The organism is Agrobacterium vitis, assembly GCF_037039395.1.
Classification (GTDB): domain Bacteria; phylum Pseudomonadota; class Alphaproteobacteria; order Rhizobiales; family Rhizobiaceae; genus Allorhizobium; species Allorhizobium vitis_E.
In genome coordinates, this window is record NZ_CP146242.1 from 1,799,198 (window position 1) to 1,822,634 (window position 23,437).

11 protein-coding genes are annotated in these 23,437 nt (G+C 58.7%); 5 read left to right on the top strand and 6 right to left on the bottom strand.

The features are described from left to right. The first annotated feature begins 161 nt into the window (after window positions 1-161). On the top strand, window positions 162-821 hold the full coding sequence (locus V6582_RS11075) for a YggS family pyridoxal phosphate-dependent enzyme (RefSeq protein WP_156631421.1): 660 nt from the start codon (window positions 162-164) through the stop codon (window positions 819-821). Window positions 822-911: 90 nt separating this feature from the next. Here V6582_RS11075 and V6582_RS11080 read toward each other — a convergent pair whose 3' ends face one another. Further along, the gene (locus V6582_RS11080) at window positions 912-1,607 is read right to left on the bottom strand and encodes a DUF1013 domain-containing protein (RefSeq protein ID WP_156531676.1); all 696 of its coding nucleotides are present in this window, start codon (window positions 1,605-1,607) and stop codon (window positions 912-914) included. Between the two features lie 289 nt (window positions 1,608-1,896). Here V6582_RS11080 and acs point away from each other — a divergent pair, with 289 nt between their 5' ends. Together acs and V6582_RS11090 are read left to right on the top strand one after the other, a co-directional pair. Further along, window positions 1,897-3,852, top strand: coding sequence for an acetate--CoA ligase (acs, locus tag V6582_RS11085; RefSeq protein ID WP_156631420.1), 1,956 nt, complete (start codon window positions 1,897-1,899; stop codon window positions 3,850-3,852). Window positions 3,853-4,167: 315 nt separating this feature from the next. Continuing rightward, a complete protein-coding gene (locus V6582_RS11090) occupies window positions 4,168-4,611 on the top strand; it encodes a metallopeptidase family protein (protein WP_015917590.1) in 444 nt (147 codons plus the stop codon). Window positions 4,612-4,676: 65 nt separating this feature from the next. Here the strand turns inward: V6582_RS11090 and pyc are convergent, their stop codons facing one another. Beyond that, the gene (pyc, locus tag V6582_RS11095) at window positions 4,677-8,138 is read right to left on the bottom strand and encodes a pyruvate carboxylase (protein ID WP_156631419.1); all 3,462 of its coding nucleotides are present in this window, start codon (window positions 8,136-8,138) and stop codon (window positions 4,677-4,679) included. Window positions 8,139-8,243: 105 nt separating this feature from the next. Further along, a complete protein-coding gene (locus V6582_RS11100) occupies window positions 8,244-8,984 on the bottom strand; it encodes a helix-turn-helix transcriptional regulator (RefSeq protein ID WP_337739217.1) in 741 nt (246 codons plus the stop codon). Window positions 8,985-9,259: 275 nt separating this feature from the next. Here V6582_RS11100 and V6582_RS11105 point away from each other — a divergent pair, with 275 nt between their 5' ends. Beyond that, window positions 9,260-11,014, top strand: coding sequence for a glucan ABC transporter ATP-binding protein/ permease (locus tag V6582_RS11105; RefSeq protein ID WP_156631418.1), 1,755 nt, complete (start codon window positions 9,260-9,262; stop codon window positions 11,012-11,014). A gap of 105 nt (window positions 11,015-11,119) precedes the next feature. Here V6582_RS11105 and V6582_RS11110 read toward each other — a convergent pair whose 3' ends face one another. Then, window positions 11,120-12,259, bottom strand: a complete 1,140-nt coding sequence (locus V6582_RS11110; protein ID WP_156631478.1) for a M20 aminoacylase family protein — start codon at window positions 12,257-12,259, stop codon at window positions 11,120-11,122. Window positions 12,260-12,775: 516 nt separating this feature from the next. On the opposite strand from V6582_RS11110, the gene V6582_RS11115 reads away from it, so the two are divergent. Next, window positions 12,776-21,277, top strand: a complete 8,502-nt coding sequence (locus V6582_RS11115) for a GH36-type glycosyl hydrolase domain-containing protein (protein WP_156631417.1) — start codon at window positions 12,776-12,778, stop codon at window positions 21,275-21,277. 107 nt (window positions 21,278-21,384) lie between these two features. Here the strand turns inward: V6582_RS11115 and V6582_RS11120 are convergent, their stop codons facing one another. Then, complete coding sequence (locus V6582_RS11120; RefSeq protein ID WP_156631416.1) at window positions 21,385-22,011, bottom strand: LysE family translocator; 627 nt, start codon at window positions 22,009-22,011, stop codon at window positions 21,385-21,387. 20 nt (window positions 22,012-22,031) lie between these two features. After that, on the bottom strand, window positions 22,032-23,408 hold the full coding sequence (locus tag V6582_RS11125) for an MFS transporter (protein WP_156631415.1): 1,377 nt from the start codon (window positions 23,406-23,408) through the stop codon (window positions 22,032-22,034). Between the last annotated feature and the right edge of the window lie 29 nt (window positions 23,409-23,437).

Consider the following 23,437-nt stretch of genomic DNA (forward strand, 5'->3'; position numbering starts at 1 on the left):
TTCACCATGAAACAGTCCTAGCGTCAAGGTTTTGCGCCGGAATCGGGCCATCCTGGGACGCATTCCTTACTGCGGTGTCTATAATGCGCTTGCAAAGGCTCTTGCCTTTCGCGGCCAGTGCCGCGAAAACAGGCGGAATTTCAAATTACGGATTGCTGACGATGACCATTGAAGAACGACTGGATGAGGTACGGACCCGGATCGCTGCGGCGGGCCGCGAAGCCGATCGGACCCCGGAGGCGGTCACGCTGGTCGCCGTTTCCAAAACCTTCGATGCGGAGGCGATCCGCCCGGTCATCCTGCACGGCCAGCGGGTGTTCGGTGAAAACCGGGTGCAGGAATCGCAAGGAAAATGGCCGCAGCTGAAAGCCGAAACACCTGAGATCGAGCTGCATTTGATCGGACCGTTGCAATCCAACAAGGCAGCGGAAGCCGTGGCGCTATTCGATGTGATTGAAACGGTGGACCGGGAAAAGATCGCACGCGCCCTGGCCGAGGAAATGGCCAAGCAGGGCCGTCGTCTGCGGCTGTATGTGCAGGTCAATACCGGGCTGGAGCCACAAAAGGCGGGCATTGCCCCGCAGGACACGGTGGATTTCGTCACCCTTTGCCGGTCGGAACTCGGCCTCGATATTGTCGGACTGATGTGCATTCCTCCAGCTGAGGAAAATCCCGGGCCGCATTTCTCTCTTCTGGCAAAGCTGGCAGGGCAGTGCGGCGTCGAGCGCTTGTCGATGGGGATGTCGGGTGATTACGAGACGGCTATTGCCTTCGGCGCTACCAGCGTGCGGGTGGGATCGGCGATTTTCGGCCATCGCTGATGGGCTGCTGATTTCACCAACAAAACCCGCAGAATAAAACCCCGGGGCGGAGCCACCGGGGTTTGATTTTTTGATCCCGAAAGATGAGGATCAGTACTGATCGTCTTCTTCTTCGGTATTGGTCGATTTCAACGATTGCAGCTTCTTGAACACGGCATTGGCGTCGATTTCCTTTTCCTCTTCCTGGGCGTAGAAATCGAGATGTTCGGTCTGCGAAGCCGATTGCAGGGTGGCGCCAAGCTCGGCAGCTGTCGGCAGAGGCCGGCCCTTCGAGGCTTTTTCTACTTCCATGTCCAGATCGATCTGGCTGCACAGGCCAAGCGTCACAGGGTCCATCGGCGCGAGATTGGCCGAATTCCAGTGGCTGCGGTCACGGATCTGCTCGATCGTGCTCTTGGTGGTGCCGACCAGCCGGGAAATCTGTGCATCCTTCAGTTCAGGATGATTGCGCACCAGCCAGAGAATGGCGTTCGGGCGGTCCTGACGCTTGGAGACCGGCGTATAGCGGGGGCCACGGCGCTTCGAATCAGGCACGCGCACCTTCGGCTCGGAAATCTTCAGCTTGTGGGCAATATCTTTTTCGCCGCGCGCGATCTCGTCGCGGGAAAGCTGGCCGGTGGCAATGGGATCAAGACCCTTGATGCCTTGTGCGGCTTCGCCATCGGCAATGGCTTTTACCTCAAGCGGGTGCAGCTTGCAGAACTGGGCAATCTGCTCGAATGACAGCGCCGTATTGTCTACGAGCCATACGGCCGTTGCCTTTGGCATAAGCAGTGTCTGGGCCATGCAATTACAATCCTTCTGTAGGTACGCGCCGTCGGGCGCGAGCCGTGGATACAACCAGAATTTCCGGGAAATCACCGGCTATATACGCCGGTTGACGCAGAAATGCAATTCTTTGAAAGACAAATGACCTTTGTCTAATTGCCGCCATGTGGCGACCTGATAAGAATTGGCAGTATGACACCTATATCATGATGCAGAGCCACTGCACCGCATCATGTCAGGTCGCATGTTGAGAGAGGTGAGGAGCTCTCCGCAGCCTGTCATGGCTGCGTCACATCAGGAGGATTTCATGTCTGCGAAGACCTATCCCGTTTTAAAGGCCGCCAAGGCCCAGGCTTTGATCGATAACGACAAATACCTGAAATGGTACGAGGAAAGCATTGAGGAGCCGGAGAAATTCTGGTCCAAGCACGGCAAGCGGATCGATTGGTTCAAGCCCTATACCAAGGCCAAGAACACCAGTTTCAAAGGCAAGGTGCCGATCAAATGGTTCGAGGACGGGCTGACCAATGTATCGTACAACTGTATCGACCGGCATCTGAAAACCCATGGTGAGCGCACCGCGATCATCTGGGAAGGGGACAATCCCTATATCGACAAGCGGATCACCTATAATCAGCTTTATGACAATGTCTGCCGGCTCGCCAATGTGCTGAAAGCCCAGGGCGTGAAGAAAGGCGACCGTGTCACCATCTATATGCCAATGGTGCCGGAAGCGACCTATGCCATGCTGGCGTGTTCGCGTATTGGTGCCGTGCATTCGGTGGTGTTTGGCGGTTTTTCGCCTGAAGCCCTGGCTGGCCGGATCGTCGATTGCGAATCGACCTTCGTGATCACCTGTGACGAAGGGGTGCGCGGCGGCAAGCCGGTGGCGCTCAAGGAAAATACCGATGTCGCCATCGACATTGCGGCGAAACAATATGTCATCGTCAACAAGGTTTTGGTGGTGCGCCGTACCGGCGGCAAGGTCGGCTGGGCTCCGGGGCGCGATCTCTGGTATCATCAGGAAATCGCCAAGGTGAAGCCGGATTGCCCGCCGGTGAAGATGAAGGCGGAAGATCCGCTGTTCATTCTCTACACCTCCGGCTCTACCGGCAAGCCAAAGGGCGTGCTGCACACGACCGGCGGTTATCTCGTCTATGCGGCGATGACCCACGAATATGTGTTCGACTACAAGGACGGCGAGGTATTCTGGTGCTCGGCAGACGTGGGCTGGGTGACCGGCCATTCCTATATCGTCTACGGGCCGCTTGCCAATTGCGCGACGACGGTGATGTTCGAAGGCGTGCCCAATTTCCCCGACCAGGGACGGTTCTGGGAAATCATCGACAAGCACAAGGTCAATATTTTCTATACCGCGCCCACCGCCATCCGCTCGCTGATGGGGGCCGGAGACGATTTCGTCAAGCGCTCCTCACGCTCCAGCCTGCGATTGCTGGGCTCGGTCGGTGAGCCGATCAATCCGGAAGCCTGGGAATGGTATTATAACGTGGTGGGCGACCAGCGCTGCCCGATTGTCGATACATGGTGGCAGACCGAGACCGGCGGCATTCTCATCAGCCCCCTGCCCGGCGCCACGGATCTCAAGCCCGGTTCCGCGACCCGGCCCTTCTTCGGCGTCAAGCCGGAGCTGGTGGACAATGAAGGCAAAGTGCTGGAGGGGGCCGCCGATGGCAATCTCTGCCTGATCGATAGCTGGCCAGGCCAGGCGCGGACGATCTACGGCGATCACAATCGCTTCGTCCAGACCTATTTCTCTACCTATAAGGGCAAGTATTTCACCGGCGATGGCTGCCGTCGTGACGAGGACGGTTATTACTGGATCACCGGTCGCGTCGATGACGTGCTGAATGTCTCCGGTCACCGTCTGGGGACTGCCGAGGTGGAATCGGCACTGGTTTCGCATCATCTGGTCTCAGAGGCTGCCGTGGTGGGTTATCCGCATGGCATCAAGGGCCAGGGCATTTATTGCTATGTGACGCTGATGGCGGGCCATGAGGGCAATGAAGACTTGCGCCAGACATTGGTCAAACATGTTCGGTCCGAAATTGGCCCGATTGCGGCTCCTGACAAGATCCAGTTTGCCCCCGGCCTGCCGAAAACCCGGTCCGGCAAGATCATGCGCCGTATCCTGCGCAAGATCGCCGAGGACGATTTTGGTGCGCTGGGCGATACATCGACCCTGGCCGATCCTGGCGTTGTCGATGATCTGATTGCCAACCGGCAGAACAAGGCATCCACCTGAGGTATGTCTCTCAGGCTTTGCAAAGGGGGCGGGGTCTCTCCGCCCCTTACGTTTACGCATTCTCGCCCTGAACGAATAAGAAATATCAACTGCCGGTTTCAATGGCAGTTCGTATTATCCGCATTTTCAAGCGGAACTGGCCGGGTTTTGAATGGCACTCGTAAAGTGCAATTAAACAGACTATATGGGGGATCTTACTGCGGAACGACCCTTACCTGACCTTCGAGCCGGTCGGTGACAGGCCTCCACAGTCCATTCGAGTGTTATGGCGGGTGCGCGATGTCAGTTCTGCGCGGCGCTGTAGTAGGAGTTCCCATGGCCCGGGTAGACCAATCCGACGACTGGCGCGAAAAACACGCGCCGACAATCAGCACTTTCGAGTCGCTGGCGATCGAAGCTTTCGGCAATTTACCGAAGGAATTTCGCGACCTGACCGGAAACCTGATCATCGAGATTGCCGATTTTCCCACCGACGACGTTTTTGAAGACATGGCCCTCGAAACGCCTTTCGATCTGCTGGGCCTGTTCGAAGGGCGCGGCATTTCCGAGCGTTTCAGCATGGAAACCGGCGAGGTGCCCAATAAGATCACCCTCTATCGCCGCCCCATTCTCGACTACTGGGCCGAAAATGAGGAAACACTGGGCGATATCGTCACCCATGTGCTGATCCACGAGATCGGCCATCACTTCGGCCTGTCCGACGATGATATGGAGCGGATCGAGGAAAGCGTTGACGACGGAATGGCCGACCGGTCGTAACGTCTGCGAAAATACAACAGGATAAGAGCGGCGCATCCTGAGGGACGTGCCGCCTCTTTCGTTTGTTATGCCTCAAGGCCGATCAGCAGGTCCTTGGCGTCGATCTGGTCACCGGCCTTCACCAGCACTTCAGCAATCTTGCCATCGCGTTCGGCATGCAGCGCGGTTTCCATCTTCATTGCTTCGATGGAGAGCAGCACGTCCCCGGCTTTCACGGCCTGCCCTGCCGAGACGAAGACCCGTGAGATGACACCAGGCATCGGCGCACCGATATGCGCGGCATTGGCGGCCTCCGCCTTGCGGCGGGCGGCGGCCCCGGACGCTCCATGGCTGCGGTCTGGCACCTTGATACGGCGTGGCTGACCGTTCAGCTCGAAAAACATCGTAACCAGGCCCTGGGCATCGGGAGCACTGGCCGCCTGGTTGACGATGACAAGCGTCTTGCCCTTCTCGATTTCGGCAAACAGCTCCTCGCCATCGCCCATGCCGTAGAAATAGGAATGGGTCGGCAGGACCGAGACCGGGCCATAGGTATCGGAGGCCAGGGCGAAATCCGTGAACACCTTTGGATACATCAGGTAGGACGCGAATTCAAAATCACTGACACTGCGCTCCAGCTTGTCCTCAATGGTCTTGCGCTCGGCATCGAGATCGGCGGGCGGTAAAAGCGAGCCTGGCACGGCCGTATACGGCTTGTCGCCCTTCAACGCCTTCTTTTGCAGGCTCTGTGGCCAGCCGCCGGGCGGTTGACCGAGGTCACCCTTCAGCATCGAGACGACCGAATCGGGGAAGGCGATATCCTTATCCGGGTTTTCGACATCGTCCACCGTCAGGTCCTGCGCCACCATCATCAGCGCCATATCGCCCACCACCTTGGAAGATGGCGTGACCTTGACGATGTCACCGAACATCTGGTTGACGTCGGCATAGGTCTGCGCCACCTCGTGCCAGCGGGTTTCCAGCCCCAGCGAGCGGGCCTGTTCCTTCAGGTTGGTGAACTGACCACCGGGCATTTCATGCAGATAGACTTCGGAGGCCGGACCCTTGAGATCGCTTTCGAAGGCGGCGTATTGGCCGCGGACCGCCTCCCAATAGAAGGAAATGCGACGGATCCATTCGGGGTCCAGCCCCGGATCGCGTTCTGTCCCGGCCAGAGCCTCGACGATCGAGCCGAGGCAGGGCTGTGATGTATTGCCCGACAGCGCATCCATGGCGGCATCCACGGCATCGACACCGGCATCGATGGCTGCCAGCACGGTGGCGGCAGAAATACCTGATGTGTCATGGGTGTGGAAATGGATCGGCAGGCTGGTCGCCTCACGCAGCGCCTTGAACAAGACTTTCGCGGCAGCGGGTTTCAGCAGCCCGGCCATGTCCTTGACGGCAATGATATGGGCGCCGGCCTTTTCCAGTTCGGCGGCAAGAGCCGTATAATATTTCAGGTCATATTTTGGCCGGGCGCTGTTCAGGAGATCGCCGGTATAGCAAATCGCTGCCTCGCACAGCTTGTTCTCTTCCTGCACGGCATCCATGGAGACGCGCATATTGTCGACCCAGTTCAGGCAGTCGAACACCCGGAACAGGTCGATGCCGCCCTTTGCCGCCTGGCGGACGAAATATTTGACGACATTGTCAGGGTAATTTGTATAGCCGACGCCGTTTGCGCCGCGCAGCAGCATTTGCAGCAGCAGGTTCGGTGCGCCTTCGCGAATCAACGCCAGCCGTTCCCACGGATCTTCCGTCAGGAACCGCATCGAGACGTCAAAGGTCGCGCCGCCCCAGCATTCCAGGGAAAGCAGATTGGGCAGGGCGTGGGCATAGACACTGGCGATCCGGGCGATGTCATTGGTGCGCATCCGGGTGGCAAGCAGCGATTGATGGCCGTCGCGCATGGTCGTGTCGGTCAAAAGCACGCGCGGTTCGTTGCGCATCCACTCGGCAAAGCCCTTGGGACCCAGCGCGTCGAGCTTTTGCTTGGTGCCATCGGTAATACCGGCGTCAATATAGGGAATGACCGGCTTTGCCGCCTTGTCCGAGGGCTTGGGACGGCCCTTGGTTTCTGGGTGGCCGTTGACGGTCACGTCGGCCAGATAGGTGAGCAGCTTGGTTGCGCGGTCCTGGCGCTTGACCTGGGCGAACAGTTCCGGCGTGGTATCGATGAAGCGTGTCGTATAAGTATTGTTGCGAAATTTCGGGTGTCCGATAATCGCTTCGAGGAAGGTGAGATTGGTGGCGACACCGCGGATACGGAATTCGCGCAGCGCCCGATCCATCCGGCTGATCGCTTCCTGCGGTGACGCGCCTGCGGCTGTCACTTTCACCAGCAGCGGATCATAGAAACGGGTGATGATCGCGCCGGTATAGGCGGTGCCGCCATCAAGCCGGATGCCAAAACCTGCCGCCGAGCGATAGGCGGTGATGCGGCCATAATCGGGAATGAAATTATGCTCGGGGTCCTCGGTCGTGACGCGGCATTGCAGGGCATGGCCATGCAGGCGGATGTCTTCCTGGCGGGGAACGCCCGATTCCGGCGTGCCGATCGCAAACCCTTCGAGGATGTGGATCTGCGCCTTGACGATGTCGATACCAGTGACCACTTCGGTGACGGTGTGCTCGACCTGAATGCGCGGATTGACCTCGATGAAGTAGAATTTTCCAGTATCGGCATCCATCAGATATTCGACGGTACCGGCGCCGATATAGCCGGTGGCTCTGGCAATTTTCAGCGAATAGGCGGCGAGTTCCTGACGCTGCGCCTCGGAAAGATAGGGGGCGGGAGCCCGTTCCACGACTTTCTGGTTGCGGCGCTGCACCGAGCAATCGCGTTCAAACAGATGCACGGCATTGCCATGGGTATCGCCGAGGATCTGGCTTTCGACATGGCGGGCATTTTCCACCAGCTTTTCCAGATAGACTTCATCCTTGCCAAAAGCGGCCTTTGCCTCGCGCTTGGCCTCCGTGACTTCGCGCGCCAGATCGCTTTCGGAGCGGATCACCCGCATGCCGCGCCCGCCGCCGCCCCAGGAGGCCTTGAGCATCAGCGGATAGCCGATTTCGCCGGCCATTTTTGCCACGGTGTCCATGTCATCAGGCAGTGGCTCGGTGGCTGGCACCACGGGAACGCCGACTTCGACCGCCAGATTGCGGGCGGCGACCTTGTTGCCCAATTGCCGCATCGTATCGGATGTCGGGCCGATGAAAATCAGACTTGCATCGTTGCAGGCATCGACAAATTCAGGGCTTTCGGACAGAAGGCCATAGCCCGGATGGATGGCATCCGCGCCTGACAGTTTGGCGACACGGATGATTTCTTCGATGGAAAGATAGCTTTCGATCGGGCCGAGATCCCGCTTCAGATGCGGACCGCGACCGACCTGGTAGCTTTCATCCGCCTTGAAGCGATGCAGGGAGAGCTTGTCCTCCTCAGCCCAGATGGCGACCGTTTTTATGCCGAGCTCATTGGCAGCCCGAAACACGCGAATGGCAATTTCGGAGCGATTGGCAACTAGGATTTTGGAAATAGACAAATAGGCCTCCTCTTCATCAGGCGCTCATTGTGCGCCTGCGAAGAGATCCATAGCGGTTTGCAAGACATCGCGCAATTTAGGCACGTCAGCAGAAAGACGAAATTATCAGCTGATCAGACCAAGACGATAAGCGATTGCTACCATATGTTGCCGATTTTTGGCATTCAACTTATCCTGCAATTCGTTGACGTACCAATCGACGGTGTGGTTCGAAATCTCAAGCAATTTGCTCATCTCATTCGAGGTCATACCCTCCCCGAGATAATTGAGAATTTCAAGTTCACGCCGGGTCAGGCGCACGTCGACTTTTTGCACCGTCGACAGCAATTCGTCTTCGCCGCTTATTTCCGCCAGCCGCCAGAAGGCGCATTTCGCCACCGTGTCGAACAGCATGACCTCAATCGGGGTCAGTTCCACCGGTCGTCCGCCAATGGTCATATTGGCCAGCAATCCGCCTCGCCCGTGAATGGGGAAGACATAGCCTTCCTCCAGACCGAAGCGCTGGGCATCCATCATCATCCGCTGCATGCGTTTGAAATGCGGGTCCTGGCCAAACGCCGTCAGCGTTTCGCTCCAACGGAACGGCCGTTGCGCATGCGCGAGATAGCGAATGGCAGGGTCGATCAGCACGAATTTTTTCGTGATATAGACTTGTGGCCATTTTTCCGGCCAACGTCCTGCAATCACCAGCGACATAGGGTTTTGATCAGGTTTTGGACTGCGCACCAGGCCATAATAATCGAATTTATAAAATTCGAGGAGTTTCTCCAATTCTAGGATCAGCTCCTCGCGACTTCGGCATCCCTGAGATACAGCCAAAAACTGTATGAGATGATTGACACTCACACGCACCCCCTAGGTCCAGCACCACACTGAACATTAACATTCTCTAATTATTATCAAACACTATTTCTTAAAATACACGTTAAGCTTATGTGTTTGTTAATTCGGCTACCTGAAATTTTACCCATAGCAAGCATGGCGAAAAAGAGAATTCCAAAACCGGACTTTGCACAACAAGTGCGGGTCTGTATAGGCAGCGTTCAGGTTCGTCTCCTTAAAATATCGTGATACGATGCCTCAACCGGCCAATTCGAAGCCGATCCGGAGAAACTGACGCCATGTCCCTGTTACAAATTTACTGGCGAGCCTTGCAATATCTTGCCGCTTACCGTCTGAAGGTAAGCATCGTGGTGGCGGCCAATATCATTTTGGCGGTGATCACCATTGCCGAACCGATCCTGTTTGGCTGGATCATCGATGCAATTTCCAGTGGCAAGCCAGTCAAGGATATTCTGTTCCTCTGGGGCGGTTTTGGCATATTCAACACGATTGCCTTCGTACTTGTCGCCCGCGAAGCCGACCGGCTGGCGCATGGCCGCCGGGCCAGCCTGCTGACCGAAGCCTTTGGCCGGATCATTTCCATGCCGCTGTCCTGGCATCACCAGCGCGGCACGTCCAATGCGCTGCATACGCTGCTGCGCGCCAGCGAGACGCTGTTTGGCCTCTGGCTGGAATTCATGAGAACCCATCTGGCCACGGCGGTGGCGCTCGTGTTGCTGGTGCCGACTGCCTTTTCCATGGATGTGCGCCTGACACTGGTGCTGATCGTGCTTGGCCTGATCTATGTGGTGATCGGCAAGACGGTGATGGACAAGACCAAGGATGGACAGGCATCCGTCGAGGGCCATTATCACACGGTGTTTTCTCATGTCAGCGACACGATCGGCAATGTCTCGGTCGTGCATAGCTACAACCGTATCCAGGCCGAAACCGCAGCGCTGAAGACCTTTACCAGCAGGCTGCTCGACGCTCAGTATCCGGTGCTGGACTGGTGGGCCATTGCCAGCGGCCTCAATCGCATCGCCTCTACGGCTTCGATGCTGATCATCCTGATTATCGGCACCATGCTGGTGCAGAGCGGCGAATTGCGGGTCGGCGACGTTATTGCCTTCATCGGTTTTGCCAATCTGCTCATCGCCCGTCTCGACCAGATGCGCCAGTTTTCGACGCAGATCTTCGAGGCGCGTGCCAAGCTTGAAGATTTCTACGTGCTTGAGGATTCCGTGCAGGATCGTGATGAGCCGGCTGGCAATCGCGATTTGCAGGCTGTGCGCGGCGATGTGGAGTTCCGTCACGTCTCCTTCGATTTCGCCAATACGACCCAGGGCGTCAAGGACGTGTCCTTCACGGTCAAGGCGGGACAGACGATTGCCATCGTCGGGCCGACCGGTGCCGGCAAGACGACCTTGATCAACCTGCTGCAACGGGTGCATGAGCCGCAGCAGGGCCAGATCCTGATCGATGGCGCCGATATCTCCACCATTACCCGCCAGTCGCTGCGCAACTCGATTGCGACCGTGTTTCAGGATGCGGGCATTCTCAACCGGTCGATTGCCGATAACATTCGCATCGGGCGCGAGAATGCGACGGATGAGGATATCGTCAAGGCGGCCGAGGCTGCGGCGGCGACCGACTTCATCGAAAGCCGTCTCTCTGGTTTCGATACTGACGTCGGCGAGCGTGGCAACCGGCTATCGGGCGGTGAACGGCAGCGTATCGCCATTGCCCGCGCCATCCTGAAGGATGCGCCGATCCTGGTGCTGGACGAGGCAACCAGTGCGCTGGATGTCGAGACCGAAGCACGGGTGAAGGCCGCTATCGACCGGCTCCGCCAGAACCGCACGACATTCATCATTGCCCACAGACTATCGACCGTGCGCGAAGCCGATCAGGTTCTGTTCCTCGACCATGGCCGTATCGTCGAAATGGGTGGCTATGACGAATTGAGCGCCAAGGGTGGCCGTTTCGCAGCCTTGCTGCATACCAGCGGTCTGCTAAACGATGACGACAAGGCAGTGGTGAAGGCCGGATAATTCAATTAATCTAGCTGGTGAAAAGGCGCGGTTCCGAAGGGAGCCGCGCCTTTTGTCTGTCTATGTTCGCCCTCAACCAGGGCGTTTTTGTTATCTTGGACGACCCTATTCCGGCTTTAGCCGGCTCTCAGCCAGTTCTACCCAGAATGCCGTGCCGGTCGGAATAATATCGTCGTTGAAATCATAGCGGGGATGATGGAGCGGCGGGTCGTCTTCGGTGCGTTTGGTGCCGAGGAAGAAGTAGGTGCCGGGCTTTTCCTGGAGCATATAGGCAAAATCCTCGCCACCCATGGTCGGACGCGGCATATCGAAAACCTTGTCTTCCCCGGCAAAGCGCCTGGCAAGATCGCGCACGTAATCGGTTTCCGCCTTATGATTGACGGTGGCCGGATAGCCTCGCTCATAGTCGATCTCCACGGTCATGCCGTAGCTTGCCGCCTGCCCTTCGGCAATGGCCCGCACGCGGCTTTCCAGTTCATCGCGCACATGATCGTCGAAGCTGCGGATGGTCAGGACCATTTCTGCCCGCTCCGGTATCACATTGCTGGCGGCACCGGCATGAAAGCCGCCGACAGTGACGACGACGGGATCGAGCGGGTGGATATTGCGTGACGCAATGGTTTGCAGCGCCATGACGATGCTCGCGCCTGCCACGATCGGATCGCTGGTGCTTTGCGGCTCGGCACCGTGGCCGCCCCGGCCGATTACGGTGATCTTGCATTCATCGACCGAAGCCATGATCGGCCCTTCCTTGAAGGCAAAATGGCCGAATGCAATGCCGGGTTCGTTATGCAGGCCAAAGACCGCATCGCAGGGGAAGCGCTCGAACAAGCCGTCTTCGATCATCAGCCGTGCACCGCCGAAATTTTCTTCCGCTGGCTGGAAAATCAGATGCACGATGCCATCGAAGTTGCGGCGCTCGGCCAGAATGCTGGCGGCACCGAGCAGCATCGCCGTATGACCGTCATGGCCGCAGGCATGCATCAGGCCGGGAGTGAGGCTGGCATAGTCGAGGCCGGTTTCCTCGGTGATCGGCAGGGCATCGAAATCCGCCCGTAGTCCGATGGAACGCTGACTGGTGCCATTGCGCAGGGTGGCGACAATGCCGGTGCGGGCCAGGCCCCTGGTCACCTCATAGCCCATGGCTTCCAGTTTTCCCGCCACATAATCGGAGGTGTGAAACTCCGAAAGCCCCAGTTCCGGGTGCTGATGCAGGTAGCGCCTGATCTCGACGACATCTTTCATGGCATTGGAGAAAAAGAGAGGCATAGTTAACCTAAAATGTGGATGGTCTGTTTCCGATTCGTAAGCTCCGCCTCGGGCAGAGGATCCTGGATTTGTCGTTCTGGGTTTTATCGCATCGGGGCTTATCGCGTTTGGCTTTTTGACGTCGAAGAAGAGAGGGACACCCTAACACCCGTTCAGCTTCGGTTCAAACTGCGCATTGCAGGGTGGAAGGCTAGGATGAACAGTCTTGCCGACAAATTGTCGGGACAACATCGATCTGCAAAGGTCCGGCAGATGGATGATCCCAAGCAAAGGAAGTGTTTATCGCCGTGAAACTCTGTCTAGAGCATCTCCGCCCGTCTTGCCGGATTGACGGATTACCCGGCCTGACCAAGCCTTTTTTAAGAGGCGCGTCATGGCCGCATTGATTTTCCCGCAACCGCGGGCCTTTCCCTAGGCCCCGTTGCGCATATGTAAGTGCTGCATCCACCCTATGCGGCAGATTTCACTCTTGCTGGTAACAGATTCGAAAACATGTCCCCATCTATGACGCCGTCCACAGCGCCACGCGATACAGAAACCCGCAATATCGATCATAATGATTCGATCCGGGCCACCTATCTGACAATCGATGAGTTGCAGGAAAAATCCAGGGCTCTCGCCACTTCGGTGATGAGCACGCTGCCGGGTTTCTTCGATTTCGATTTCTTCGCGCGGCATAAGGAAAACGAGCGGGAAATCCTGCGCGTCTATCGCACCACCGCCGCCGATGTTGAGGCGGGAGCGACGATTACGCCCGCTGCCGAATGGCTGCTGGACAATCACTACATTATCGAAGAAGCGATTCAGGAAGTCCGCCGCGACTTTCCCAAGAAATTCTATCGGCAATTGCCGACCGTCAAGGTGGGCGACCGGATCATTCCCCGCGTCATGGCGCTGGCCTGGCTCTATGTGGCTCATACCCATTCCACAGTGACGCGTGAAAGCATGACGGCGCTGGCGGAAGGCTATCAGTCCGAGCATTCGCTTGAAATTGGCGAATTGTGGGCCCTGCCTTCCATGGTGCGCTTCGTGCTGGTGGAAAACCTGCGGCGCATTTCGACCCGGGTGGAAAAATCCCGGCAGATGCGGCGCAAGGCCAATGAGGCCGCCGACGAAATCGTCCGGCTGAATGACGAGGCCGCCTGCCGCGAATATTTGAAGCAGCTGGAATCGCTTGCCGACGACAATACATTTGCGACGCAGTTTCTGTACCGCCTGCGCAACGGTTCGCAGACATCCGCCGTTGCCGTCAGCTGGCTGGAGAAGCGGTTGGAGGCCAATGGCCGCACCACCGAAGAGGCGATGGCCGCCGAGCATAACCGGCTTTCGTCCGGCAATGTCAGCATGGGCAGCATCATCAAGGGCTTGCGCACCATCGACGATACTGAATGGTCGGTTTGGGTCGAAGAGGTCAGCCATGTTGACAAGATCCTGCGCAGCCACAGCGACTACGAAGCGCTGGATTTCGGCTCGCGCAACAGCTACCGCAACACCATCGAGAAGCTGGCGCGCCGCTCCGACAAGAGCGAGCTGGAAATAGCCCAGATCGCCATCGATCTGTCGAAGGCCGCCGCCTCGACCGGTGATCTCTCCGATGCGCCGTCCAATGTCGGCAGCGTGTTGGTGGGCGCGCAGAAGGAGGCGCTGGAGCGTGCGGTCGGTTACCGCGTGCCTGCGCATATAGCCATCACCCGCAGCTTCAAGCGGTTGCATTGGCTTGCCATCGCCCTGCCCGTCCTGGCGCTGACGGCATTGGCTCTGGCACTTGTCGCCTGGTACCTGTCTTATGCTGGCCTGTCGGTGCCGCTGATCACGCTTCTTGTGGTGCTGTTTGCCCTGCCGGCGTCGGAAGGCGCTACAGGCCTGTTCAATACGCTGGCCACCTTTGTGCTGAAGCCGGCTCGCCTGGTCGGCTATGAGTTCAAGGAAGGCATTCCGGACGATGCCCGCACGCTGGTTGCCGTTCCCTGCATGATCTCCAAGCGCGACCATGTCGATGAACTGGTCCGCAATCTGGAAGTCCATTACCTCACCAATCCGCGTGGCGAAGTGTATTTCTCGCTGCTCAGCGACTGGCCGGATGCCAAGGTCGAAGAGACCGAAGCCGATCTCGAAGTGCTGGAATATGCCAAGCGGGAAATGGCTGCGCTGAACGCCCGCTACAACGAAGACGGCAAGACCCGCTTCTATTTCCTGCATCGCCGTCGGCTGTTCAACCCCCAGGAAGATTGCTGGATGGGTTGGGAACGCAAGCGGGGTAAGCTGCACGAGTTGAACCTGCTGTTGCGCGGCGACAAGGACACGTCCTACCTGCCGGGCGCGAACACGGTGCCGGATGGCGTGCAATATGTGATGACGCTGGACGCCGACACCCGGCTGATGCGCGATGCCGTGACCAAGATGGTCGGCAAGATGTATCATCCGATCAATCGGCCCGTGCATGACCCGAAAACCGGTCGTGTGGTCAGCGGTTACGGCATTCTCCAGCCGCGCGTCACCCCGTCGCTCACCACCGGCAAGGACGCCTCGGTGTTCCAGCGGGTGTTTTCGATCAATCGCGGTCTCGATCCTTACGTCTTTACCGTATCTGACGTTTATCAGGACATTACCGGCGAAGGCAGCTTCACCGGCAAGGGCCTTTACCATGTCGACGCATTCGAGCGGGCCATCAAAGGCCAGATCGACGAAAATACCGTCCTCAGCCATGACCTGCTGGAAGGCTCGTTTGCCCGCTGCGCGCTGGTGACCGATGTCGAGCTGGTCGAGGATTTCCCGACCCGTTACGAAGTGGAAATTTCCCGCCAGCATCGCTGGGCGCGCGGCGACTGGCAATTGCTGCCTTATATCCTCGATCCGAAGCGTGGCATTACCTCGCTTGGCCGCTGGAAAATGGTCGACAACCTGCGCCGCTCACTGACCCCGATTGCCTGGTTCGCCGCGTCTGTGATCGGCTGGTTCGCCATGAGCCCGATCGACACGCTGATCTGGCAATTGCTTCTGATTTTCTCGCTGTTCGTTGCGCCGACAATCTCGCTGATCAACGCACTGGTGCCACGCCAGACGGATATCGTGCCAAGCGCGCATTTCCAGTCGCTCTGGGCTGATTTGCGCGGCGCCAATGCGCAGGTGGCACTGCGTATCGTGTTCATCGCCGACATGGCCTGCATGATGGCCGATGCCATCGTGCGCTCGATGTATCGCCTCCTGGTCAGCCGCAAGCTGTTGCTGGAATGGCGCACCGCCGCCAGTATCCAGTCCGTGGCGCAAGGCAGCATTCCCACCTATTACCGCACGATGCGCTATGCGCCGACGCTGGCCCTCATCGCTTTCGGCCTATCGGCCTATGAAGCCGGTTACGGCGCGCTGATCGGCCTGCCCTTCACGCTGATGTGGGTGCTGTCGCCGCTGGTCGCCTGGTATGTCAGCCAGTCTGCCGAAACGGAAGATCGGCTGCTGGTGCCGGAAGAAACCGTCATCGAGCTGCGCCGCATCGCGCGCCGCACCTGGCGCTACTATGAGACTTTCGCCAATGCCGGCGAACACTTCCTGCCGCCGGACAATTTCCAGGAGACGCCGGAGCCGGTGGTGGCGCGGCGCACCTCGCCGACCAATATCGGCGTCTATCTTCTGTCGATTGTTTCGGCCCGTCACTTTGGCTGGCTTGGTTTCGAGCAGACCATCGAAAAGCTGGAACAGACCATCGGCACCGTCGAGAAGATGGACAAGTTCCGGGGCCATCTTTACAACTGGTATCATACCGATACGCTGAAATCGCTCGGCAACCGCTATATTTCGGCGGTGGATAGCGGCAATCTTGCCGGTCATCTGATTGCGATTTCGTCCGCCTGCCGTCATTGGGCCGAAGCCCCGTCCGCCCATCTCCAGGGCAGCCTGGACGGGATCGGCGATGTCGGCGGCATCCTGATGGAAGCATTGAAGGAACTGCCCGACGACCGCAAGACCGTGCGCCCGTTGCGCACCCGTCTCTACGAGCGGATCATCGGCTTCAACAATGCGCTGGCCTCGGTCAAGCGCGAGCATGAATTCGCCTCGATCCGGGTGATCAACCTCGCCGTTCTGGCGCGCGACATCCAGAAGCTGGCGGCCAATCTTCACCACGAGCTGCGCTCCGACAAGAGCACGGACCTGCTGCGTTGGAGTGAGGCGCTGGTGGCGGTCTGCGAATCCCATATCGCCGATAGCGCCTTCGACCTCTCCAACATCGAGCCACTGCGCCAGCGTTTGGCCAGCCTGCGCGACCGCAGCCGTGACCTCGCGTTCTCGATGGATTTCGCCTTCCTGTTCCGCAAGGAACGGCGTCTGCTCTCCATCGGTTACCGCGTCGAAACCATGGAACTCGATGAGGCCTGCTACGACCTTCTGGCCTCTGAAGCCCGTCTGACCTCGCTGTTTGCCATTGCCAAGGGCGATCTGCCCACCGAGCATTGGTACAAGCTGGGCCGTCAGGTTGTGCCGATTGGCTCGCGTGCGGCGCTGGTCTCCTGGTCCGGTTCGATGTTCGAATACCTGATGCCGCCGCTGGTCATGCAGGAACGGCAGGGGGGTATTCTGAACCAGACGAACAACCTGATCGTCAAGGAACAGATGAACCACGGCAAGCGCCTCAATATCCCCTGGGGTATTTCGGAAGCGGCCTTTAATGCCCGCGACCATGCGCTGGCCTATCAATATACCAATTTCGGCGTGCCCACCCTCGGCCTGAAGCGTGGCCTTGGCCAGAACGCGGTCATCGCGCCTTATGCGTCGATTCTCGCCAGCCAGTACGATCCGAAGGCGGCGGCTGAAAACCTGAAAAAGCTCCGGGCGCTTGGCGCGCTTGGCGCCTATGGTTTCCATGACGCTGTCGATTTCACTCCGACCCGCGTGCCGAAGGGCAAGACCTGCGCGGTGGTCTACAATTACTATGCCCACCACCATGGCATGTCGATTGCGGCGATTGCCAACGTCACCTTCAACGGCTTGTTGCGCGAGCTCTTCCACGCCGATCCGGTGATTGAGGCGGCAGAACTGCTGTTGCAGGAAAAGGCACCGCGCGAAATTCCTGTGATGAGCGCCAAATACGAGCCGCAGACCCCCGGCAAGGGCCAGGCCGACCTGCTGCGTCCGGAAATCCGCACCATTACCGATCCGCTCTCCAAGGACCGCGAACTGGTTCTGCTGTCGAACGGCCATTATTCAGTGATGCTGACGGCCACCGGCTCCGGCTTCTCGCGCTGGAACGGCCTGTCCGTTTCCCGCTGGAAGGCCGATCCGACCGAAGACCGCAACGGCACCTTCATCTTCCTGCGCGATACGGCGTCGGGCGAATGGTGGTCAACCACCGCTGCGCCGCGCCGTACGGCTGAAGAAAAGACCCGCGTCGTCTTCAGCGATGACAAGGCCGAATTTACGAAGTCCGTCGGCGATATCACCTCGACTGTCGAATGCGTTGTTGCCACCGAGCATGACGCCGAAGGCCGTCGTGTCACCCTGCTCAACACCGGCACTGAGGACCGCTTCATCGAAGTGACCTCCTATATGGAGCCGGTTCTGTCGAGCGACGACAATGACAATGCGCATCCGGTGTTCTCGCGGATGTTCGTGAAAACCGAACTTGGCCGCAAGGGCGACGTGATCCGCATCGAGCGCAACAAGCGTTCGCCGAGCGATCCGGATATCTGCGTGGCGCATCTGGTCTCCGATACGTCGGGGCCGGGCCGCAATACCGAATTTGAGACCGACCGCTACAAATTCATCGGTCGGGGTCGCACGCTGGCCGAGGCTGCGGCCTTCGATCCGAATGCGGCTCTGTCGGGTTCGGACGGGTTTACTCTCGATCCAATCGCCAGCTTCCGCCGCGTGTTGCGCGTTCCCGCTGGCAAGAAGGTCAGCGTGGTCTACTGGACCATCGCCGCCCCGAGCCGTCAGGAAGTGGATGTGGCCATCGAACGCTATCGCCATCCCGATGCGTTCAACCATGAAATGCTGCATGCCTGGACCCGTACCCAGGTCGAGATGCGCCATATCGGCATCACCTCGCAGCAGGCGGCAGCGTTCCAGCAGCTTGGTCGCTACCTGGTCTATCCCGACATGCATCTGCGGGCCGATCCGGAAACCGTGCGCGCTGGTCTTGCCTCGCAATCGGCACTGTGGCCAAACTCGATCTCCGGCGATTATCCGATCTTCGCGGTGCGCATCAATGACGAGATGGACACCGAAGTGGTCCGCGAAGCTTTGAGCGCCCAGGATTATCTGCAACGCCACGGCGTGGTGACCGATGTCGTGATCCTCAACGAGCGGGCCGCATCCTATGCCCAGGATATGCAGCATGCCCTGGAACAGTTGGCTGAAGGCATGCGCACCAAGCAGGCCGAAGGCGGCCAGCAGCATGTGTTTGCGGTGCGCCGCGACCTGATGGACGAGAGCGGCTGGAATGCCGTGCTTGCCGCAGCGCGCGTCGTCCTGCATGCCCGCAATGGCAAGATCACCGATCAGGTTACCCATGCCGCCGAGCTGTTTGCAGCGCCGCGTGGTGTGGATGCCATTGACGCCGACTGGTATCCGCCGGTGCCGGTCATGGCTGGCCGTGCCGATCTTGTTGCTCCAATCATTGATGGCAGCGATCTGGAGTTCTGGAATGGCTATGGCGGCTTTGCTGCCGATGGTGCCGAATATGTGGTGCGGCTTGGCCCCGGCCAATCGACACCGCAGCCGTGGATCAACGTGATCTCCAACGACAATTTCGGCTTCCATATCGCAGCCGAAGGCTCGGGCTTCACCTGGAGCCGCAATTCGCGCGACTATCAGCTGACGCCATGGTCGAACGATGCTGTCACCAACCGCACGGGCGAGGCCTTCTATGTGGCCGATCTCGACAGCGGCGAGGTGGTCAGCCCGATCTCGGCAGCCAGCAACCGTCAGGACGTGGTGTATGAAACCCGTCATGGTCTTGGCTATTCGGTGTTCTCGACCGAGGCTGCTGGTCTCGCCGTGGAACTAACCGTCACAGTCGATCAGGTCGAGCCTGTCCGCTTTACCCGGCTTACGATCCGCAATACCGGTGACAGTGCTCGTCGCCTGCGCAGCTACGGTTATGTCGAATGGATTCTCGGCAACAACCCGCAGAAGACGGCTGCCTTCGTGCTGCCGTCCCATGATGCGGAAACCGGCGCGCTGCTGGCAACCAACCCCTATAGCATCGACTATTCGGGTCGCTTCGCCTTCCTGACCGCCGTGGAAACGGCGACGGGCTTTGCCTCCAGCCGCCGTGAATTCATCGGTCGGCATGGGGATATCAAGATGCCGCAGGCCGTGGCCAAGGGCTCGCCGCTGTCAGGCTCCATCGATCCGGAAGGCGATCCCTGCGCGGCACTGGCCTTTGACATCACCTTGCAGCCGGGGGAAGAAGCCTCGGTCACCTTCCTGTTGGGCGATGCCGAAAGCATCGAACAGGCGCGAAGCGTGATTGCGGCTGCCAAAGCCAAGGGCTTTGAAGGCGCGCTTTCCGAGGCCAAGTCCTTCTGGGGTGATTTCACCGGCCACATCAAGGTGAAGACTGGCGACAAGGCCTTCGACCATATGGTCAATCACTGGCTGCCCTATCAGACGCTGGCTTGCCGCATCAAGGCACGCGCCGGTTTCTATCAGGCATCGGGAGCCTATGGTTTCCGCGACCAGTTGCAGGACAGCCTGGCCTTCCTGCTCTACCGGCCAGAGCTCGCCCGTGACCAGATCCTCAATGCTGCTTCACGTCAGTTTAAAGAAGGCGACGTGCAGCATTGGTGGTTGCCGCAGAACGGTGCTGGTATTCGCAGCACAATCTCAGATGACGTGGTCTGGCTGGCCTATGCTGTCCATTCCTATGTCACGGCCACCGGCGACAAGGCGATCCTGGATACAGACGTCAGCTTCCTCGATGGTCCGACGCTGGCCCTTGGTCGTCACGATGCCTTCTTCAAGCCGGAAATTTCCGCTGAAAAGGCACCGCTCTATGAACATGCGGCCCGGGCGCTCGATCTCGCCATCACTCGCACCGGCACCAACGGTCTGCCGCTGATCCTTGGCGGCGACTGGAACGACGGCATGAACCGGGTCGGCGTTGCCGGGCGCGGCGAAAGCGTCTGGCTCGGCTGGTTCCTGGCCAATGCGTTGACGGTGTTCACGCCCTTTGCCGAGGAGCGCAAGGATTCAGCCCGCGTCAAGGCCTGGGCGAAATACCTGAAGAGCCTGAAGGCAGCGCTGGAAAAAGCTGGCTGGGATGGCGATCACTACCGCCGTGGCTATTTCGACGATGGCGATCCGTTGGGCTCCGATCAGTCGGATGAATGCCGGATCGATGCCATTGCCCAGTCCTGGTCGGTTCTGTCTGGCTTTGCCGAGCCGGAGCGTCAGCAGCAGGCCATGAACTCCGTGGTCGGACGCCTGATCGATGATGAAGTGGGTATCGTTCGTCTCTTCACACCGCCGTTCGAAAAGAGCCGTCTGGACCCGGGCTATATCAAGTCCTATCCGCCGGGCGTGCGCGAAAACGGCGGTCAATATACCCATGCGGCGATCTGGACGGGTCTGGCTCTTTCCAAGCTTGGCCGCAATGACGAGGCCTGGAAAGTATTCTCGATGCTGAACCCGGTTCATCATGCCGAGACCACGGATGAAGCCGATCGTTACCGTGTCGAGCCCTATGTCGTGGCAGCCGATGTCTATGGTGGCCCCGGCTATGAAGGACGCGGCGGCTGGACCTGGTATACCGGCTCGGCTGGCTGGCTCTACCGTTTCGCGCTGGAAGGTTTCCTCGGAATCCACCGTCAGGGTGAGGGCATCAGCCTGAAGCCCGCTTTGCCCTCCAGCCTCTCCTCCTATGAGGCAGAGGTCAGCATTGGCGGCAAGGCCGTGGCGATCACCGCAAGCCGCAAGGCCGATGGTTCCGGCTACGAGGTGACTGCCAACGGCGCGGCCGTCACTGAAAAGGACGGAGCTTTCGCCATCAGCCTGTAGTGATCAGCTAACCTGACACGAAAAGCGGCTGGGAGTTTTCTCCCAGCCGCTGATCAAAGTATTGATGTTTCTTCTCAATGACGGCAAATGCGAGCTGCCGAGAGAAATTATGGGCGGCTTGTAAGGAGCTTTATTCCTGCCACGGTGAAAAAGACGCCCAAAGCTGTGTCAATCCAACGACGCGCTCTGTCGTATAATGCCACAACGCGCTTGGTGGAGAAGGCGACAGCATATGCAGTATGCCCGACAACCGATAAAATCGTGGTTCCAATCACAATGATGAGTGCTGTGGACGTGGGTGCGGAATCCGCAAGACCAAGCGACATGATTGCAATCCACGTCAGGGCAGCTTTAGGGTTGGTCAACTGAATAGCCAAGCCGCGCAAAAAGAATACATACAGGTTCCCTGCGGTTAGGACGGAGAGGTCTATGTTTGGTTTTGCGGACGCTGCCGAGCGAAAAGCCTTGAACGCGAGCCAAAGAAGATACAAACCGCCAGCGATCTTGATGACCGTCAGCACAGATGCATAAGCGGTGATCAGCGCCGTCAGTCCAATCGCTGTCATAGACGCCCACAGCAGAGATCCGGCTGAAATGCCGAGTGCTAAGGCAATGCCTGCTTTACGATTTACGGCCATTGAGGTGCCGATGACCGATAAAATATTGGGGCCGGGACTGAACATTCCGAGCGCAAAGGCCCCGAAAGCAAGTCCAATTTCAGGTAAATGCTCCATATTCTCTATCCTCCATCTCGTCAGCTCTTCCTATCGGCAGGATAAGGCGTTGCCAGCAGCAGGACCAGCCCAACACCGAGAAAGATGACCAAACTCGCCATGCCCGCCCGCGACGAACCGGTGGCGGTGGTGATCAGGGAAAACGACAGGGTTGCCATGAAGCTGGTGGCGCGGCCCGACAGCGCATAGATACCGAAATAACGGCCTGCCTCCTCAGGAGCGATGCTGCGGGCTAGGTAGGAGCGGGACGAGGCTTGAACCGGGCCGAAGGCAAGGCCGATCAGGATGCCGTAGAGAATATAGACTTTCTCCGCCGCCGTGCCGAACAGGCTGCCGGTACTATCAGGCGAAAGCGGTATCAAGCCGAAGGCGGTGAAGCCGGGACCGGTGGAAATGATGCCGAAGGTGGCCGTCAAAAGCAGGATCAGGCTGATGATCACCATGGTTTTCGAGCCGAGCGCCGCATCCAGCCGACTTGCAAGGGCGCAGCCGAAAATGGCGACGACATTGAGAATGATCCCGTAAATGCCGATTTCCATCGTCGACCAGCCGAACATGCCAGCGGCAAACACCCCGCCGAGGATCAGCAGGCCGTTGACGCCGTCCTGATAGATCATCCGGGCAATGAGAAACCTCAGGATACCTGCCCGCTGCCGCACCTCGCGCAATGTGGCCTTGAGGTCGGAAAGCCCGGCTTTCACGGCCTTGCCAAACGGATCGCCCTTCTGCTGGTCGGGTGTGAAGAAGAACATTGGCAGGATGAACAATAGATACCAGAGCGCCGAGACCGGCCCGGTGACGCGGGCGTCCTCGCCCGTTGCGGCGTCTAGACCAAACAGCGGCGTGCTGCCCAAAATGGTCTTGCCCGTGTCGGGATTGGCGGCGACGAACAGCACGACGGCAATCAACACGATCATCCCGCCGAGATAGCCGAGCCCCCAGGCCATGTTGGAAATCCGGCCGACATCCTTGGCGCTCACCAGGCGTGGCATCATCGAATCGTTGAAGACGATGGAGAATTCGGCGGCGATCGAGGCAAGGCTGAACAGGATGAGCGGAAAGATCACCGGCGAGCCGGGAACCGCTTCCCACAGCAGCAGAAGACAGGTGATCTTGATCACCGAAAAAAAGGCGATCCAGGGCTTGCGTGAGCCGCTGCGGTCGGCAATGGCACCGAGAACCGGAGAGAGCAGGGCGATCACCACGGAGGCGACGGTGGCGGCATTGCTCCACGCAGCCTGTGCGCTGACCGGATCGCTGGTGAAGCGGGAGACGAAATAGGGACCGAAAATAAAGGTCGTGACCACGGTGAAGAAGGGCTGGGCGGCCCAGTCGAACAGCATCCAGCCCCATATGCCGGATCTGCTGGCCTGCCTTGTCTGTGCATCTGATTGCATTGTCGTGCCTGTCGCCGCCGATGATCTCG

Bases quoted from the DNA above. Each gene is read 5' to 3' on its own strand.
- V6582_RS11110 (WP_156631478.1), bottom strand. From the start codon at position 12,259: ATGAAAGATGTCGTCGAGATCAGGCGCTACCTGCATCAGCACCCGGAA.
- V6582_RS11125 (WP_156631415.1), bottom strand. From the start codon at position 23,408: ATGCAATCAGATGCACAGACAAGGCAGGCCAGCAGATCCGGCATATGG.
- acs (WP_156631420.1), top strand. From the start codon at position 1,897: ATGTCTGCGAAGACCTATCCCGTTTTAAAGGCCGCCAAGGCCCAGGCT.
- V6582_RS11120 (WP_156631416.1), bottom strand. From the start codon at position 22,011: ATGGAGCATTTACCTGAAATTGGACTTGCTTTCGGGGCCTTTGCGCTC.
- V6582_RS11075 (WP_156631421.1), top strand. From the start codon at position 162: ATGACCATTGAAGAACGACTGGATGAGGTACGGACCCGGATCGCTGCG.
- V6582_RS11105 (WP_156631418.1), top strand. From the start codon at position 9,260: ATGTCCCTGTTACAAATTTACTGGCGAGCCTTGCAATATCTTGCCGCT.
- V6582_RS11115 (WP_156631417.1), top strand. From the start codon at position 12,776: ATGTCCCCATCTATGACGCCGTCCACAGCGCCACGCGATACAGAAACC.
- V6582_RS11080 (WP_156531676.1), bottom strand. From the start codon at position 1,607: ATGGCCCAGACACTGCTTATGCCAAAGGCAACGGCCGTATGGCTCGTA.
- V6582_RS11090 (WP_015917590.1), top strand. From the start codon at position 4,168: ATGGCCCGGGTAGACCAATCCGACGACTGGCGCGAAAAACACGCGCCG.